The following is a 16,031-nucleotide window of genomic DNA, read 5'->3' on the forward strand; positions in this document are numbered from 1 at the left end:
GGGTATCCCTCCTCTCGCACATCGTCTGCAGGTAGTCCCCGGATGCAGACGGCTCAACCCCCTCTGTCCCGCCACCCGGTCCCCCGAGGTCCGCCACTGGAAAGAGGTCCCGCCATGCCCGCCCTCGCCTTTCTCTCCGCCCTCTTCGTCGTCGGATTCGACCAGTTCGTCCAGTGGAAGTACGGGACGATGGGCATCATCGGACTGATGCTGCTCACGGTCGGGATCAAGGCCAACAGCCCCGCCTGCAGCTCCATAGGGGCCGTCGTCCTCGCCCTGCTGGTCGCCCAGCCCGCGCTCTGACCTGGTCAGACGCCGAGATCCAGCTCCGAGCTGATCGTCTCCCACAGGGCGTCGAACCACAGGTGCGACTGCTCCACGAACGTCGTGTCCCGCAGCCCGGCACCCTGCGCGAACGCGAACAGCATCGACCGGGTCCCCTCCGCGTCGTACAGCTCCAGGTGCTCCTGGTCGATCTCCGCCTCGCGCCGGGTCAGCGTGTAGTACGCGAAGAGCGCCTCGGCGCCGTTGAGCAGGTACAGCTTCACCGGCGGCGTGAAGGGCAGGGCGCGGAAGAAGACGTGCGCGTCGATGCCGTGGGTGCTGCGCAGCGCCAGCAGGTTGTGCCTGAGGACCTGGCCCTGGGCGTTGCGCTGCGCCAGCCAGCGGCGGTGCAGGCGGTCGCCGTCCGTGCCCTCCACCGGGGTGGGGAACGCCAGGTCGATACGGCCGCTGGGCAGCAGTACGCGTACGTCGACCTTGGCCGGTTTTATGCGCCCCGCGTGAATCTCGCGCAACGGCTCGCTCATCGCGAGCGTCAGCGACACCGCCGTCAGGCACAGGGCGTCGATCTCCACGTGCGGCACCGCGAAGGCAGCGGATATCCGTGGGGCCAGCGCCACCATCGTGGGCTGCGGCGGGGCCTGGGGACCGGCCGGCGCCCTCCCCGCGTGCTGCGCCACGGTCGCCGGGCTGCCCTTGGAGACGTCGGTGAGCAGTTGCTCGGACTGCAGGATGCGCAGCGCCTGGCGCACGGCTCCCCGCTCCACGCCGAACTCGTCCGCCAGCTCGGCCTGCGTGGGCATGCGCTGGCCCGGTCGCAGCACCCCCGACCTGATCCGGCTGCGCAGCTCGTCGGCCACCTCGTGGTGCGATCTCTGTGGCCGTTGTGACTTCTCCCGCTCGCCCGCGGCAGCGTGTTCCGGCTCCACGGCCGAACCCTACAACTTCACGCCATCTTCCGGCAGTTCAGAAGAAGGTGGTTATGAGACGACTCCAAGCGGAGATAAGTCAGGTGGAGTTGGTCGCCAACTCCAGCAAAGTTGAACGAGCTTGAGTGCTCCTGACCGACATGGTCGTACGAGTGACCGGGCTCCCTTCCGGAGGGGAGCCGGGAGCCCGGCGTGCACCACCACAACCACAACTGAATCGCTACGGATGAACAAGCACAGCAGTCACCGCCCGCACGGAAGGAGCGCCACCCGAGAGCCCGTGGGGCTCAGAAGACGTCCGGGCACCACGGCCGCCTGGACGTACGCAGCAGGGCGTCGGCGACGGAGGCGGCGCCCTTTTGCTGTTCCCGGACCCGCCCGAGCGCCGCGAGCCGCACCGCGGACTCGTCCCCCAGCCACAGGGTCGCCAACTCGCCGACCGGCAGGGTCAGCTCGGGCTCCTGGTCGGTACGCTCGCACTCGGCGCCGTCCGGCCCGGCCTGAAGCCGGTAGCGGCCGCCGGCGAGTCCGGCCTCGTCGACCACCTCCAGGACGAGCGTGCCGGACGTCGCGTAGGTACGTGCCTCCAGGGCGCGTACGACGTCCAGGATCCGTACCCACAGCGTGTCCGCGTACGTGGTGAGGCGGGCCGCCCGCGGGTCGGGGAGGAAGTGGGGCAGCAGGTCGTCCGGGGCGCGGTTGCCGGACTTCACGGTGGTGACCCAGTCGAGCGAGCACAGGTAGTGCCACAGGGCGCGTTCGGCGCTGGGGCTGGTCGTGATCAGGCCCTTCACGGTCGCGGTCTGCAGGGGCCGCTTGCCGTCGCCCCAGTGGTCGTCGCACACATAGGCGGCGAGACCGTCGATCTCCCCGGAGGCGGAGCGGTGGACGGCGTAGAAGGGTTCCGTCCAGGAGCCGTCGTCGAAGCGCAGGGCGCCCGTGTTGAGCTGCCACCAGCGGTCGTCTCGGGAGACCGCGCCGGGCGTGGCGCGACGGAAGCGCTCGTGCAGCTCGGGGCCGAGTTTGCGGACGTCGTCCGCGTCCACGAGGTCTATCCGGCCGTCGTCGAAGACCGGGCGGTGGCGCTCGAGGCCGGTGCGGGGGACGTCGATGGTCCACTCGGCGGTGTGGGCGGCCGGGCCGAAGCCGTAACGGCCGTAGATGGGGTATTCGGCGGCGATGAGGGTGGCGACGACGTCACCGCGTTCCTTCGCGGCGGCGAGGTCGAGGGCCATCATGCGCGTCAGAAGGCCGCGGCGGCGGTGGGTGGCGGTGACGGAGACGTTGGTGATGGCGTCGGCGGGGACCGGTGCGCCGCCGACGGCGGTCAGCTCCTGGGGGAAGGAGCGGAAGGTGGCGACACAGCGGGCGTCGTCGAAGGCCGCGAGGGTGCGGGCGGGGATGATGTTGCCGCCGCGTACGGCGAGCTCCTGGTCGGAGACGTGCGGGGAGCGGAGGAACCCGGTGTGCAGGGCGCGGATCCAGTCGGGGATCTCGGAGTCGGTGATGGGGCGTACGTCGAGGTCCTGAGGATGGCGGCTCATGGGGTCACGGTAGGAGGGCGGGGACGGGGGTGTCGCGTGGATTTACGACTGCCCGCCCCCGGACCCCGCTCGTCGCCCCGGACCACGCTCGTCAGCTCCGGATCCCGCTCGTCGCCCCCCTGATCCCGCTGGTCACCACAGACCCGCTTGTAACTCCGGACCCGCTCGTCACCCTCTCGCCCCCGCAAAGCGCGAAGCACTCTCGTAGGGTGCGTATTTGGTTGTGATCAAGGGGCGGCGCTGGTGAGGTCTTTGATCCAGATCATCGCGCCACGAAGGTGGAGGCCGGCAAGTAGCTCGTGGGGGTTTTGTCGTAGCGAGTGGCGATGCCCCGCCAGGCTTTCAGCTTGTTGATCAAGCGCTCCACGGTGTTCCGTTCCTTGTAGAGGCCGGCGTCATGGCCGACGGGCCGCCCGCCCCTGCTGCCCTTCTTCTTCCGGTTGGCGGCCTGGTCCCTCTTCTCCGGGATGACCGCGCGTCGCTGTTCTTCCCGTTCCGGGCCGTCCGCGACATCCTGCCCGACTTGTCCTGCCGGGCCGCCCCCCTTTGCCGGGCCTTCTCCTCCTCAGCAGCGGCCTTCTCCAAGGCGGTCAAAGTATCGGGGTCGAGATGCATCCCGGCGGCGTCATGGTGAGCCCGGGCGGTGGTGGAGTCCACGCTGACCAGCGATAAGTCCACCTCCCCACGCTTCTCGGCCTCCGCGATCAGGCCCTCCAGCAAGGCTTCGAAGACGCCGGTGTCCCTCCACTGCCGGAAGCGGTTGTGGACGGTCGACCACGCGCCGAACTCTCTCCCGCCACTGCCCGCCCGTCTTGAACCGCCAGATCACACCCTCGAACTGCTGTCGCAGCGCTGCGGATACGGCCGGTATCGCCGATCGGCAGGTACGGCTGGATGAACTCCCACTCCACGTCTGTCAGTTGCGCTCGCGTCACGCATCACGACGTACCGGATCAGACCGGTTCACCGGGTTGGGGCGGGCCAGTCGGCGGGCAGGCCATCCGTCGCCGCCGGTCAGTTGGTGAGAATGGCCTCCGACTGTGAGGGATGATCGCGACCGCACTCGGCGGCAGATAGCCCACGACCTCTTGACACGCGACAGAGGTCTACCTAGCTTTACAAGCCCACGCTTGTACAAGAAATAACTTGTGCATCTGAGAGGATACCGGGATGACCAGCACCACCAGCACGCGGACCGAGGACTTCACCGCGGTCCTGAACCTCCCCTCCAGCCCCGACACCGTGTCGGCACTCTTCACCTCCGCCGCCGGCGTCAGCCGCTGGTGGGGCCCGACCGAGGGCGATGGCGCCGCCGGTGGCACGCTCGTCACCAGCTTCGGCGAGTACGGCGTGAACGCGATGCGCGTCCTCGAAGCCGGGCCCACCCGCGTGGTCTGGGAGTCCATCGCGCCCGAGGGGACCACACCCACCGGACACACGCAGGAGTGGCTCGGCACGACGATGGAGTTCGACATCGTCCCCACTGGCACCGGCACCGAGCTCCGCTTCCGGCACGCCGGCCTGACCCCGCAGCTGGAGTGCTGGGAGGCCTGCGTCGCCGCCTGGACGTCCTTCATGGCGAGCATCGAGACCTTCGCCAAGACCGGCACCGGCACCCCGTTCGGGGCCTGAGAGACTAGCCAGATGACCGAGCGGAAGCAGTCGACGCCCGCAGCACCCGATGCGGTGCTACGGGCGCTCGCCGACCCGCACCGCCGACAGATCCTGCGCCTCGTCCAGCACACCGAGCTGCCTGCGGGCCGGATCGCGGCGAGCTTCACCCTCACCCAGCAGGCGGTCAGCCAGCACATCGGCGTGCTCAAGCAGGCCGGCCTCCTCACCGAGCGCCGCGAGGGAACCCGCCGCCTCTACGCGCTGCGCCACGAGTCGCTTGAACCGGTGCGCGAGCTGCTCTCCGAGTTCTGGCCCGACGCCCTCAGCCGCCTGAAGAAGGCCGTCGAGACGGCCCATCCCCGACCACCGAAGAGGTAGCCGTTGACTGCCGAGATCCGCAACGACGTCATCATCGCGACCGAGCACATCAAGGCACCGCCCGAGGTTGTCTTCCCGTACTTCACCGACCCCGCGCTCATCGTCAAGTGGATCGGCGACCGGGCCGAGCTCGACCCGCAGCCCGGCGGCGTGTTCTCACTCGGCATGGGCGAGGTCGTCGCCCGCGGTGCGTACATCACCGTCGAGCCGCCGTACCGCGTCGTGTTCAGCTGGGGCATCCCCGGCAGCGACGCGCTGCCGCCCGGCGGATCGACCGTCGAGGTCGTGCTGACCCCTGACGGCGACGACACGATGGTCGTACTCACGCACCGTGGCCTGCCGTCCACCCACATCGGCGACCACCGCGCCGGCTGGGAGCACAGGCTCGGGCAGCTGCGCGTTGCGGCTGGCTGACGCAGTTGCATGGTGGTGGGCGCGAGCGCCCGGATTCGTTGCCGTCGGGCTTTCGTATCGGTGCGTGGTGGGGGCAGGGAGCATCCGTCCATGCCGAAGTCCGGCGCGGTGTTCTTGCTGGCGGGGAAGCGGTTGTGGACGGTCGACCACGCGCCGAACTCTCTCCCGCCACTGCCCGCCCGTCTTGAACCGCCAGATCACACCCTCGAATTGCTGTCGCAGCCGCTGCGGATACGGCCGGTATCGCCGATCGGCAGGTACGGCTGGATGAACTCCCACTCCACGTCTGTCAGTTGCACTCCCGTCACGCATCACGATGTACCGGATCAGACCTCGTCACGAGGGCGAATCCCGCAGATTGATCACAACTGAATACGCACCCTAGCTAGAACGCCGCCCGTATCTCCCCCACCTCACGACCCCCGCCCAGCAGCGGTGCCCTGCCGATCCGCTGGACCACCGGGGCCTCCACCCCCATCAGGGTCAGTGCCCTGGACAGGACCGGACCCAGGGTCCGGGTCGCACCGTCGTCGATCTTGAAGGCCAGGGCGCGGCCGTCCGGGAGGGCCACCGCCTGGACCGCCTCCGCACCCATCTTCGACAGGGCGCCCGGTATCTCGCGCATCAACCAGGTGTCCGGGCGGCGCGTGCCCGCCACGTACTCCGGGTGTGCCCGCATCGCGTCCGCCACGTGGCGTTCCGCAGTGCCCGGGGCCGCCAGGACGAAGGAGCGGTAGGCGCGGGCCAGGCCGGTGAGGCTGATCGCCATCAGCGGCGCCCCGCAGCCGTCCGTGCCCACCGCCGCCACCGGCTCCCCGGCGGCCTCCTCCACCACGGAGTGGATCAGCTGCTGAAGAGGGTGCTCGGGGTCGAGGTACGTCTCCAGCGGCCAGTCCCGCAGCGCGCACGCCGCCAGCATCGCCGTGTGCTTGCCGGAGCAGTTCATGGTGACCCGCTCGCGCACGGCGCCCGAGGCCAGGTACGCCTCCGCCTCCTGCGGGTCCAGCGGCAGGTCCGGCGGGCACTGCAGGCGCTCGGGGGTCAGCCCGTGCTCCGCCAGCATCTTCCGCACCAGGTCCAGGTGGAACGTCTCGCCCGAGTGGCTCGCTGCCGCGAGCGCGAGCCGCTCCTCCGTCAGCTCCAGGCCGGCGCGCAGCACACCGGCCGCCTGCATCGGCTTGTTCGACGAGCGCGGGAAGACGGGCGCCGTCACGTCGCCGAGCGCGAACTCCACGGAACCGTCCTCGGCGAGCACCACCAGACTCCCCCGGTGCCGCCCCTCGACGAACCCGGACCGCACCACCTCGGCGAGCACCGGGGGCGCGGAGGACTGTGCGGATATGGCGGGCTGGGCGGAAGTCGACATGGGTGGGGTTGCCCTTCGGGACGGGGACCTGGCCGGCACGGCCCGGGACGGGTTCCCTCCCGGGCGTCGGGCACGCTCAGGGCCCCGGATGGCGGGGCCCTGGCGTCACGTGAGCAGGTCGTCTACTTGCGCTTCTCCTTCACGGTACCTGCGGGCGATCTCGGCACTGCAGTCGTCCGCCGTGCGCTGCAGTTCCTGCCGCCGCCGGGAGACCTGCTGCTCGTAGCGCACGAGCCGCCCCATCCCCGCGCCCAACTCCTCGTCCGTACGCGCCTGGAGGTCCGACAGCTCCACCTCGCCGAGCATCTCGGCCGCCAGCCGCCGGTACTCCTCGCCGTGCGGTGTGCCGAGAGTCACATGCCGGGCCGAGGAGCGCTGGCGGGCCGGGGGGTCCCTGAGGATCTCCGGAAGCCGTTCCATGACTCCGTCGGGCGCCGCGCCGCCCCCGCGGCGGGCCAGCTCCGCGCGCAGGATGTCGATACGGCCCTGCAGCAGCCGCCGTACGTAACTGAGGTCCGCCTCGTCCCGCTGGGCGTCCCGGCGCAGCACGCGCAGCTCCGGCAGTCCCAGGCCGGACAGGCTGTGCTCCTGCGGGTACGCCCTGCTCGGAGAGCTCGGGGGCGGATCCGCAGGCAGCGGGGGGCTGTCCGTGCGCTGCACGGGCGCCCGGCACTCCGCCATGGTTGCCGTACGGGCGGGCTGCTGCCCGGTGCTCGGTGTGCTCATGTACCTACCGTCCCCTCGACCGGCGCGGCACCCCCCACGGATGCGCCGCTAACACACGCATCGTGCCACTGCAAGTAGCCGTAATGTGGCCAAGTGACCATGGACAGCCCAGATGGGGGTGTTGAGGGTCAAGGCGGAACGACCAGTTGGCCGTATCCCGGCGCCGCCGTGCCGCACGGCATCATGGTCCTCATGCGTGCGGTGGTGCAGAGGGTCGACGGCGCGAGCGTCGTCGTGGACGGTGAGACGGTCGGCGAGATCAGCGGCGAGGGGCTGTGCGTGCTCGTCGGGGTGACGCACGACGACACCAAGGAGAAGGCGGCCCAGCTCGCCCGCAAACTGTGGTCGATCCGCATGCTGCACGACGAGAAGTCCTGCTCCGACATCGACGCGCCGCTGCTGGTGATCAGCCAGTTCACGCTGTACGGCGACGCCCGCAAGGGTCGCCGCCCGACCTGGAACGCGGCCGCCCCCGGCGATGTCGCCGAGCCGCTGGTCGACGAGGTGGTCGCGCAGCTACGGGCGCTGGGCGCGACGGTGGCGACGGGGCGGTTCGGGGCGGCGATGCGGGTGTCGCTGACGAACGATGGGCCGTTCACCGTGCTGCTCGAGATTTAGGGTGCCCGGGGGCGGGGCTGGGCGGGGGTGGGTCGCGCGGCCCGGCGCTGACGGGGTGCCTCCCCCGAGCTCTTCGAGGGAGACCCCCAGCGCCCACCCGTGCCGCCCCTGAGGGTCCAGGCCGTCAAGGCTCTGGGGGAGGCGCGACTGCCCGCAGCTACGACGGCTACGGGCTGCCCGCAGCGGCGGCGCCACTGAGCCGGCGGACTTCAGCTCCCTAAGGGGCGCGGGGCCGTATGTGATATGCGGCTCCGCCGCGTGGGCGCGCTCAGCCACGACGGACCCGCAGTCGCGCCTACGGCTGGACCACGACCTCCTGTGCGGCCGCTGTCTCCCCGGCCAGGAGCCTCGCGTCCAGCGGGACGTTCCGTTTGACCAGGGCCAGGGCGACCGGGCCCAGTTCGTGGTGGCGTACCGACGTCGTCACGAAGCCGATCCTGCGGCCGTCGGGGCCGTCGTCCGCGAGGCGCAGTTCCGTGCCGTGCGGGGGCAGGTGGACCTCGCTGCCGTCGAGGTGGAGGAAGACCAGGCGGCGCGGCGGCTTGCCCAGGTTCTGGACGCGGGCGACCGTCTCCTGCCCGCGGTAGCAGCCCTTCTGGAGGTGGACGGCGGTGCCGATCCAGCCCAGCTCGTGCGGGATGGTGCGGTGGTCGGTCTCGAAGCCCAGGCGCGGGCGGTGCTGCTCCACGCGCAGCGCCTCGTAGGCGAGGATGCCGGCCGCGGGGCCGTTCTTCTCCGCGTACGACTCCAGGTCCGCGCGTGGCAGGAACAGGTCCCGGCCGTACGGCGTCTCGCGGACCAGCACCCCCTCGGGCGCCTCGGCGATCGAACCGGCCGGCAGGTGCACCACCGCGAAGTCGTCCGTCCGGTCGGCGACGTCGACGCGGTAGAAGAACTTCATCGACTCGAGGTACACGATCAGCGCACCCTGGGTGCCGGGCTCGACATGCGCCCAGACCGTCCCGCCGTCGTCGACCAGGTACAGGGCGTGCTCGATGTGGCCGTGCGCGGAGAGGATCAGCGCCTCGGTGGCCTCGTGCGGGGACAGTTCGCTGACGTGCTGGGTGAGCAGCAGGTGCAGCCAGCTCAGCCGGTCCTCGCCGCTGACGGTGACGACACCGCGGTGCGAGAGGTCCACGAATCCGGAGCCGTCGGCAAGGGCACGCTGCTCGCGGAACAGATCGCCGTAGTGGGCGGCGACGCCTTCGTCCACGCCCTCGGCGGGGACGGCGCCGGGCAGAGACAGCAGGGGACTCTTCATGGTCTCAAGCCTACGACGGGGTAGTTGAACTCTTGAGCGAACAGTCCTTGCACCGGCCGAAGATCGCGAAGTGCTTCATGTCCGTTTCGAAGCCGAACGTCTCGCGCAGCTTGGCCGTGAACTCGGACGCCACCGCGACGTCCGCCTCGATCACGTTCTGGCAGTCCCGGCAGACCAGGTGGATGTGGTGGTGCCGGTCGGCCAGGTGGTAGGTGGGAGCGCCGTGCCCCAGATGGGCATGGGTGACCAGCCCCAGCTCCTCCAGGAGCTCCAGGGTCCGGTAGACGGTGGAAATGTTGACCCCCGACGCCGTCTTCCTCACCTCGTTGAGGATGTCGTCGGGGGTCGCGTGCTCCAGTGTGTCCACGGCTTCGAGCACGAGTTGCCGCTGCGGGGTCAGCCGGTAGCCGCGCTGCCTGAGGTCGCTCTTCCAGTCGGTGCCTACCACAGCGTCCAGTCTAGGACGCCGCTGCGGACGGCCGTCACGCCTCAGCAGACAGCGCGCCCGTCATCAGGAGATCGGCGAGCAGGCTGCGATATTCCCCCGTGGTCCGAGCGATCTCCGTATGCACACGCACCTTCTCGTCGAGCGCGGCGAGGGTGTCGCCGATGGCTTTCTGTTCCTCGGCGGGTGGCACCGATACGGGCAGTTCACCCAGCGCCCGCGTACTGATCGAAGGGATCACCATGGCGACCGAGCGCGACTCGATCCACTTCTGGGCGGCACTCGCGCTCAAATACGCGGCCAGGTACTCCGGCAGGAAAGGGGCGGGTTGCTTCAGCCGGAGCCGGACGAGGTTCGCGTGGTACAGCCACTGGTGCTGCTCCGCGGTCACCAGTGCGCACCGGCCGACGGTACCGGTCCGAGTAACGAGCACGTCGCCCTCCGCCAGCTGGTACTTCTGCAGGTTGCGTGCCTTGTCCGGAACCACGCCGACCCGGCCTGCCGGTGTAATCCGCTGGTGGGACAGGTCCCTCGGCAGCACCAGCGGCACGCCCTCATCCGCGACCGTCCGGCCCTCCTCCTTGATGGCCGGTCCCACCTGAAAGGAGCACAGGTCCTTAAGAGCCAAGCGCTGCCATCCTGCGGGCAGCGCTCCCTCGTCCTCGCTCCCGTCGGTCACAGGCCGTACCTCCGCAGCCGTACCTCTACGAGGCGGTCAATGGTCGTCGCTTGCTCGTACAGCTTCTCAAGCTCATCGGACAGTTCCGCCAGCCGGTTCTTCGCTGAGGCCTGGGGCAGATCACCCTGCGGGTCCCGCACGTACAGCGCCGGTTCAAGTTGGTGATCGCGATCCGCGATCTCCTCGGGCGCCACCGCGCGGCTGAGTCCGGGAGTGCGGCCGTGGCCCTCGTTACGCCAAGAGACATAGGACTGGACGAGTCTGTCGACATCGTCGCCCGACAACGTGCGGCGAGTCCGAGAGGTCATGCTTCCAAGAGCCGCCCCGTCCACGAAGAGGACAGACTCCGCGTGACCGCGCGGAGGGCGCAGAAACCAGATCTGCGTTCGGATCGCGGTCAGCGCGAAAAGCTGCTGAGGCAGCGCCATCACGCATTCAACGACGCCGTCCTCGACCATGCGAGCCCTCGCCTGCCCTACGGCACCGCTCCGGAATCCCGCTCCAGCAGGCATGAGAACCGCAGCCCGGCCCCCAGGGGCGAGGCGCGAAACGACGTACTGCAGCCAGTCGAAGTCCCCTTGGCGAGTCACGCCGTATCGCCAGTACTCCGGAGGGGAAACCCCATTGTCGACGCGAACGGCGAACGGCGGATTGGCGATCACTGCGTCGAACGATTCGGGTGGATCGGTGGGGCCATGGGACGGGATCAAAGGGCCCGGCCGAATGCGGGGCCGGTGGACACCGCGGAGCTGAAGGTTCATGCGTGCGAGCCGCAAGGTGCCCTCGTACGCGCCTCTGCCGCTCACCTCTTCCGGGGCGGTGCCCCCCTGCTCGGCCACCGCATCCAGGTACCCGGCCAGCAGCTCTCCGCTTCTGCAGAATGGATCGTGCAACCGCTTCGCAGGAGGAGCCTGGGCAGCCAGGGCTCGCGCCATGACACGGCTCACCGATGGAGGCGTGAAGAACTCGTCGGCCGTGCGCGCGTCCGTGTCGCGAAGGAGCGCCAGGAGCCGGTCGAAGGCCTGCCGACTCTCATCGCGGGATGCGGGCGGATTGCGGTCCAGGAACCGGACGGCATGGGACAGCGACAGCCGGTCATACTCCACCGGCACGTCCAGATCCACCGGTCCGGCCTCCGCGTCCGCAACGTAATCGGACCACCGTTCCTTCTCCTGGCTCTGGGCGAAGACCAGAAAAAGGAGCAGATACACGTAGTCGGACATGCGTAGCCGACCGCGCAACCGGTCCGCGTCCCGCCACGCCAGCTGCTCCACCGCCGAGAGCAGGCTGCCCGGGCGTTCACCGCCCAGGCCGACGCGGAAGCGGTCGCCGTACGTGGTTCCCGCCGACTCACCCGGCTGCAGCGCGTTGGACGGGATCGTACGGCCGGACAGCCACTCCAGGATCTCCCCGGCACGGAAGGCCTCGGACCCGGTGCTCCCTGCGTCCGGAGCGACGGGCATTGGAAAGTCCGGGTGCCGTCGCTCCCAGTTGGTGACTGCGGGGCGCTTCACTCCGGCCAGCCGGGCAATGTCGGAGCGTGACACGAGCACGTCGCCGAGGTCACTCAAGATTATCCTCCTTGCGCGCAAGGACGGACGGGAACCGGTCCATCTCCCGGACCTCCTTGGTCAGGTCCGGACTGAGCGACCCAAGAACCCGGTAGATCCTGGCGTGGTCGGCGGCAAGATCCTCGCCGTAGATGGGCTCATGGTGCATCACGCGGTTGCGCAGGCGGACCACGCGCCACAGGTCGTCGGACAGGGCGGCGCGAGAACCGGAATGGTACGGGAACGCCTTGTGCAGGGTGGTCCTCCAGAAGGCCCGGTCGTAGCGCTTCACGAGCAGTGTCGCCCAGAAGCCGAAGTTCAACTCCGTGACGACGTCGTCCACGGTGACCGGCCGCTTCGGGCGCTGCTGCTCCTCCGCACGCTGGTCCTCGTTCCGCTCGCACTTGGTACGCGCCTTGGCGACAAGACCCTTCCCTCCCGCGTTGAGCGGTGCCACCGTCCACCAGTCCGGTCTTCCGTAGGTGAGAACCAGGCGGTCGTGCAAGGCGCGGCGAGTTCGGCATAGTTCAGCGGGACGTACAAGGCCTCGGACGCCTCGACGTTCCAGCGGTACAGCCGCATCGCGGCCTGCGGGTCTCCCCCGGCCGCACGCAGGTACGGCTTCATACGCGGCTCGGAGAAGTACCGCTGCACCCACTCGGGCATCCTCGACCACCGGTTCCCCCTTCCGGGCACACGGATGCCCAGGACGTTTTCCTCCTCACGGAAATGACCTGCTGTGCTACAGTGGATGACGAACGTTCTGGGCCGCCTCTGCTTCGCACGCCACCCAGAGCACGGCTTGTCGGGAACCCCGGCCGCATTCCAGTTGCGGCCGGGGTTCCGTGCGTTGGTGCCTACGATAGCGGCTAGTACTGCCACCATCAAGCGCATTGCAGTGCACTTGAATCTGTTAACCCCATCGACGGTGCGAAACAGGGCCTCGCGGATGCCCGCGAGGCCCTCTCCTTGCTGCTTGCTCTACTTGAAGAACGCGATGCCGTCGTCCGGGAGGTCGTCCGGGAGGGCCTTCGCCCAGCGCTCGACGTCCTCCGGGGTGACGACCTTCTTCAGGTGGGCCGACATGTACGGGCGCAGCTCGACCTCCGGCGTCTGCTTCTCGCCGACCCACATCAGGTCGCTGTTGACGTAGCCGTAAAGGCGCTTGCCGCCCGTGTACGGGCCCGACGCCTCGGTACGGGCCACCGTGTCCGTCGCCAGGTCGATCTGCGGCTTCTGGTGCGCCAGCTCGCCGTACCAGATCTCGACGACGCCGTCGTTGCGGACCATGGTCACCTCGACCTTGCGGTCCGCGTCGATCCGCCAGTAGCCGGACTCCGACTCCAGCGGCCTGACCTTGTTCCCGTCGCCGTCCAGCACCCAGGTGTGCGAGTGGTACTCCAGGAAGTTCCGGCCGTCGTGGGTGAAGGAGACCTCCTGCCCGAAGTTGCACTTCTCGGAGCCGGGGAAGTCGTGCACACCCGCGCCGGTCCAGTTCCCGAGCAGGAAGGCGAGCGGGACGAGGTCCTTGTGAAGGTCGGACGGGATCTCGATCATGAGCAGCTCTTCGTCGTGGATGGCGTGGGGGTCAGCGCTGGCCCTCGAAGAGCTTCTTCACGGTCAGTCCGGCGAAGGCGAGCACGCCGACGCAGACCAGGACCAGCAGGGTTTCGAAGAAGATCTCCACGGGAGTGCTCCTTGGTGGGCGAGGGTGGGTACATAAGAGCCGGGTCCCACTGTAGTCGGGCGGGACCCGGCGCTCTCCCCGAGGTCGGCTAGCCGAGCAGCTGGCTCTGCAGGGCGATCGTCTGCTGGAAGGGCACGGCCTTCGCGCCACCCTTCCTGGACTGCACGATCATCGCAAGGGTGTCGCCTGCGGACAGATACGCCTCGCGGACCTGTTCGGCGCCGTACGGCTTGACCTCCGCGAACACCTGGTGCTTCACGTCCTCGACCCGGGCGGCGACCGGGTAGTCATCCCTGGCCACCTCGGCGGCACCGCGCACGGCGTACCGCGGGGCGTTGTAGTCGGTCAGTTTGCCGGCCAGGAATTCGTCCGCGACGGCCGCGGTGTCGAACTGCAGCAGGTAGATCCGCGTGTGCGTGCCGTCCGGGGTGTTCCAGCCGCGGGCGGCGACGTGTCGCAGGCCGTTGTCGGTCAGCAGCTGCCCGAGCTCATCACGGTCGCCCCGGTCGGCGAACTCCGCGAGGAAGGTCCGCGTCGGCAGCCAGCCGTCCGTGCCGCGCAGCGCCGCGTCGGCCGTCGCCCCCTCGGGGGCGGGCAGGAGGAGGGCCCGCAGGTCGGCGTAGTGCGCTCCGGCGTTGTTCCCCTCGGCGAACGGCCCCGGGCTGCCGGACGGCAGCGGCGGCTTCACCAGCGGCGGGTACTCCCAGCGCCCGTCGGAGGCGGTGACCAGCCCGGGGAGATCGGTGCGCTTCATCCCGGTGATGCCGTACACCGTCGCGCCCCCGGCCACCGCGAAGACGGCCACGGCGGCGGTCCAGCGCAGGAGGGCGCGCAGGGCGCGGCGCTCCTTCTTCAGCGGGGGCGGTGCGAGAAGCGGTGCTCCAGGCGCCGGCTCCACCACGCGCTGCCCCTCGGTCTGTTCGGTCTGTTCGGTCATACCGCCTTCCCCGGGTCCGCGATGCGGTCGAGCTGGGTGCGCAGCAGCAGCGCGGCCCGCTTGGTGTCCATCGGTCTGGCCCCGTACGCCGTCGCCGTGACGAGCACGTCGCCCTGGTACGCGGAGCAGAACAGCATGTCGAGCTTCTCGTCCGCCTCCGTCGGCGGGAGGAAGCACTGCGCGTTCTTGCGGCCCTGGATCGCCGGACCCTTCCGGAAGACGTTCAGGGCGCTCAGGAACTCGTTCTGGAACGTCGAGATGTCCCGCACCGCCGCGCCGCTCTCCAATTGGGTCAGGACGACGTCCATGGTGAACGCCTTGTCCGCGCTGAGGTAGCTGCGCAGCGCCATGCCCGTGGTGTGCTGACTGTCGATCTGTTTCTCCAGTCGCAGCCGCTGGGAGCGCGGCAGACCGCTCAGAGACTGCTTGCGCAAGGCGGCGGCCTCGCCTCCGCTCAGATGTGCGTCGGCGCCGTACTGGTCGATGTCGGGGCCGCGGAGCAGGCCGTCGGTGCCGTACGGCACGAGCATGCCGGCGAGCCCGGCCGCGGACGCCGGTTTCGCCCCCGGGTCGTTCTGCTCGACCGGGAACTTCCAGATGGGCGCGCCCGCGTCCCGGTCGGCGCCGCTGACGGTCACAGCGGTGTACCCGACGCCGACGACCAGGGCCGCAGCCAGCAGGACCACGCCGGTGACAGCGGCGACCCGGCCACGGCGTACGGGACTCCCGGCCTGCAGCCCGTCGGGCGGCGTGACGGTCGCTGCCGCGCCGAACTGGTTGTTCTCGCTGTTGTCGTTCACAGCCGCCCCACCTGCCGCTTCGCCAGGTCCATGACCTTCTCCTTGGAGATGGGCTTCGTGTCGTAGATCCAGATTTCCATGGCGATGTCACCGCGCCAGGCGTGCGCCTCGGCGGAGTACACCGGCATGCCAGACTTGGTGTCGGGCCTGGTGTGGACGTACGCCCTGCCGTCCCCCGTACCGGGGATGGCCCAACTGCGTGATCCGGCCTGGCGCTCGGCCCAATAGCGACCGCCCTCGGCGGAGCCGGCCGCGTCGAGCTGTTCCTCCTGGCGGTACTGCACAAGACGGATCTCGACGCCGTACGTGTCACTCAGCCGCCAGGCGGTGACGGCGGCCCGGCGGAACTCATGACCGATCTCGTACCTGAACTCGACGGCCGGCTGCTTGAAGGTCTCCGCGTACTCCGCGAGGCTCATCCAACCGTCGTGGCCCGGCTCGAACAGGGGGTCCTGTGCGCCGCTCGGCCGCTTGAGCAGCAACGTGCGCAGGTCGCCGTCGGTCCGGACCCGGCGGTCCTGTACGGCGGACAGCGGCTCGGGTCCCTTGCCCTTGGCCTGGGCCAGTACGGGCTGCGACAGGGGCGGCAGCGCGGTCGGCTCGCGTTCGGCCTGGATCACGTAACCGGTGCAGGTGCCCGCGACGACGCCGAGCACGGCGGCCGCGGCGATCAGCAGGGTCGTACGCCCGCTGCGGCGTACGTCGGACGGACCCGGATCAGGGACCGATTCCGGCGCATCCGCGACTTCCGAGAACTCCAAGACGTCCCCTCATGGAAAAGCGACACACGGATCGGCATCC

At 69.6% G+C, this 16,031-nt stretch carries 18 protein-coding genes and 2 pseudogenes; 5 read left to right on the plus strand and 15 right to left on the minus strand.

Annotated elements, in window-relative coordinates; translation table 11 throughout:
* The first annotated feature begins 114 nt into the window (after window positions 1-114).
* On the plus strand, window positions 115-303 hold the full coding sequence (locus AB0N14_RS21105) for a hypothetical protein (protein ID WP_200421025.1): 189 nt from the start codon (window positions 115-117) through the stop codon (window positions 301-303).
* 5 nt (window positions 304-308) lie between these two features.
* Here AB0N14_RS21105 and AB0N14_RS21110 read toward each other — a convergent pair whose 3' ends face one another.
* The 3 genes and pseudogenes from AB0N14_RS21110 to AB0N14_RS21120 form a co-directional block, all read right to left on the minus strand.
* Window positions 309-1,211, minus strand: coding sequence for a winged helix-turn-helix domain-containing protein (locus AB0N14_RS21110; protein WP_366027220.1), 903 nt, complete (start codon window positions 1,209-1,211; stop codon window positions 309-311).
* A 287-nt stretch (window positions 1,212-1,498) separates the two neighbouring features.
* Entirely contained in the window at window positions 1,499-2,755 is a 1,257-nt protein-coding gene (locus AB0N14_RS21115) for a GNAT family N-acetyltransferase (protein WP_366027221.1), read from the minus strand.
* Between the two features lie 227 nt (window positions 2,756-2,982).
* Window positions 2,983-3,690, minus strand: a pseudogene (locus AB0N14_RS21120) (transposase).
* Window positions 3,691-3,925: 235 nt separating this feature from the next.
* Here AB0N14_RS21120 and AB0N14_RS21125 point away from each other — a divergent pair.
* Genes AB0N14_RS21125 through AB0N14_RS21135 form a run of 3 tightly spaced genes read left to right on the plus strand, consistent with a single transcriptional unit; the run spans window position 3,926 to window position 5,161 of the window.
* On the plus strand, window positions 3,926-4,387 hold the full coding sequence (locus AB0N14_RS21125) for an SRPBCC domain-containing protein (protein ID WP_366027222.1): 462 nt from the start codon (window positions 3,926-3,928) through the stop codon (window positions 4,385-4,387).
* A 12-nt stretch (window positions 4,388-4,399) separates the two neighbouring features.
* The gene (locus AB0N14_RS21130; RefSeq protein WP_366027223.1) at window positions 4,400-4,747 is read left to right on the plus strand and encodes a metalloregulator ArsR/SmtB family transcription factor; all 348 of its coding nucleotides are present in this window, start codon (window positions 4,400-4,402) and stop codon (window positions 4,745-4,747) included.
* Window positions 4,748-4,750: 3 nt separating this feature from the next.
* A complete protein-coding gene (locus AB0N14_RS21135) occupies window positions 4,751-5,161 on the plus strand; it encodes an SRPBCC family protein (protein WP_366027224.1) in 411 nt (136 codons plus the stop codon).
* Window positions 5,162-5,286: 125 nt separating this feature from the next.
* Here the strand turns inward: AB0N14_RS21135 and AB0N14_RS21140 are convergent.
* The 3 genes and pseudogenes from AB0N14_RS21140 to AB0N14_RS21150 form a co-directional block, all read right to left on the minus strand.
* A pseudogene (locus tag AB0N14_RS21140) lies at window positions 5,287-5,469 on the minus strand (transposase); the annotation flags it as partial.
* Between the two features lie 77 nt (window positions 5,470-5,546).
* Window positions 5,547-6,527, minus strand: a complete 981-nt coding sequence (locus AB0N14_RS21145; RefSeq protein WP_366027225.1) for an asparaginase — start codon at window positions 6,525-6,527, stop codon at window positions 5,547-5,549.
* Between the two features lie 105 nt (window positions 6,528-6,632).
* Window positions 6,633-7,253, minus strand: coding sequence for an AmfC protein (locus AB0N14_RS21150; RefSeq protein WP_366027227.1), 621 nt, complete (start codon window positions 7,251-7,253; stop codon window positions 6,633-6,635).
* Window positions 7,254-7,445: 192 nt separating this feature from the next.
* Here AB0N14_RS21150 and dtd point away from each other — a divergent pair, with 192 nt between their 5' ends.
* A complete protein-coding gene (gene dtd, locus AB0N14_RS21155; protein ID WP_263230697.1) occupies window positions 7,446-7,871 on the plus strand; it encodes a D-aminoacyl-tRNA deacylase in 426 nt (141 codons plus the stop codon).
* Window positions 7,872-8,166: 295 nt separating this feature from the next.
* Here dtd and AB0N14_RS21160 read toward each other — a convergent pair whose 3' ends face one another.
* The 9 genes from AB0N14_RS21160 to AB0N14_RS21200 form a co-directional block, all read right to left on the minus strand.
* Entirely contained in the window at window positions 8,167-9,132 is a 966-nt protein-coding gene (locus AB0N14_RS21160) for a folate-binding protein (RefSeq protein WP_366027228.1), read from the minus strand.
* A 10-nt stretch (window positions 9,133-9,142) separates the two neighbouring features.
* Entirely contained in the window at window positions 9,143-9,580 is a 438-nt protein-coding gene (locus AB0N14_RS21165) for a Fur family transcriptional regulator (protein WP_366027229.1), read from the minus strand.
* Window positions 9,581-9,614: 34 nt separating this feature from the next.
* On the minus strand, window positions 9,615-10,256 hold the full coding sequence (locus AB0N14_RS21170) for a restriction endonuclease subunit S (RefSeq protein WP_366027230.1): 642 nt from the start codon (window positions 10,254-10,256) through the stop codon (window positions 9,615-9,617).
* The gene (locus tag AB0N14_RS21175) at window positions 10,253-11,827 is read right to left on the minus strand and encodes an N-6 DNA methylase (protein ID WP_366027231.1); all 1,575 of its coding nucleotides are present in this window, start codon (window positions 11,825-11,827) and stop codon (window positions 10,253-10,255) included. The genes AB0N14_RS21170 and AB0N14_RS21175 overlap by 4 nt, the downstream gene beginning before the upstream one ends.
* Entirely contained in the window at window positions 11,820-12,311 is a 492-nt protein-coding gene (locus tag AB0N14_RS21180; RefSeq protein ID WP_366027233.1) for a hypothetical protein, read from the minus strand. Before AB0N14_RS21180 ends, AB0N14_RS21175 begins: the two co-directional genes overlap by 8 nt.
* Window positions 12,312-12,787: 476 nt before the next feature.
* On the minus strand, window positions 12,788-13,363 hold the full coding sequence (locus tag AB0N14_RS21185; RefSeq protein ID WP_366027234.1) for an FABP family protein: 576 nt from the start codon (window positions 13,361-13,363) through the stop codon (window positions 12,788-12,790).
* Between the two features lie 218 nt (window positions 13,364-13,581).
* Window positions 13,582-14,430 (minus strand): hypothetical protein, encoded by an 849-nt coding sequence (locus AB0N14_RS21190; RefSeq protein WP_366027235.1) that lies wholly within the window; start codon window positions 14,428-14,430, stop codon window positions 13,582-13,584.
* Window positions 14,427-15,230, minus strand: coding sequence for a hypothetical protein (locus AB0N14_RS21195; protein WP_366027236.1), 804 nt, complete (start codon window positions 15,228-15,230; stop codon window positions 14,427-14,429). The genes AB0N14_RS21190 and AB0N14_RS21195 overlap by 4 nt, the downstream gene beginning before the upstream one ends.
* Window positions 15,227-15,991, minus strand: a complete 765-nt coding sequence (locus AB0N14_RS21200) for a hypothetical protein (protein ID WP_366027237.1) — start codon at window positions 15,989-15,991, stop codon at window positions 15,227-15,229. The genes AB0N14_RS21195 and AB0N14_RS21200 overlap by 4 nt, the downstream gene beginning before the upstream one ends.
* Window positions 15,992-16,031 lie beyond the last annotated feature (40 nt).

It is taken from the genome of Streptomyces sp. NPDC051104 (genome assembly GCF_040682835.1).
In the GTDB taxonomy this organism is placed as follows: Bacteria; Actinomycetota; Actinomycetes; order Streptomycetales; family Streptomycetaceae; genus Streptomyces; species Streptomyces cynarae.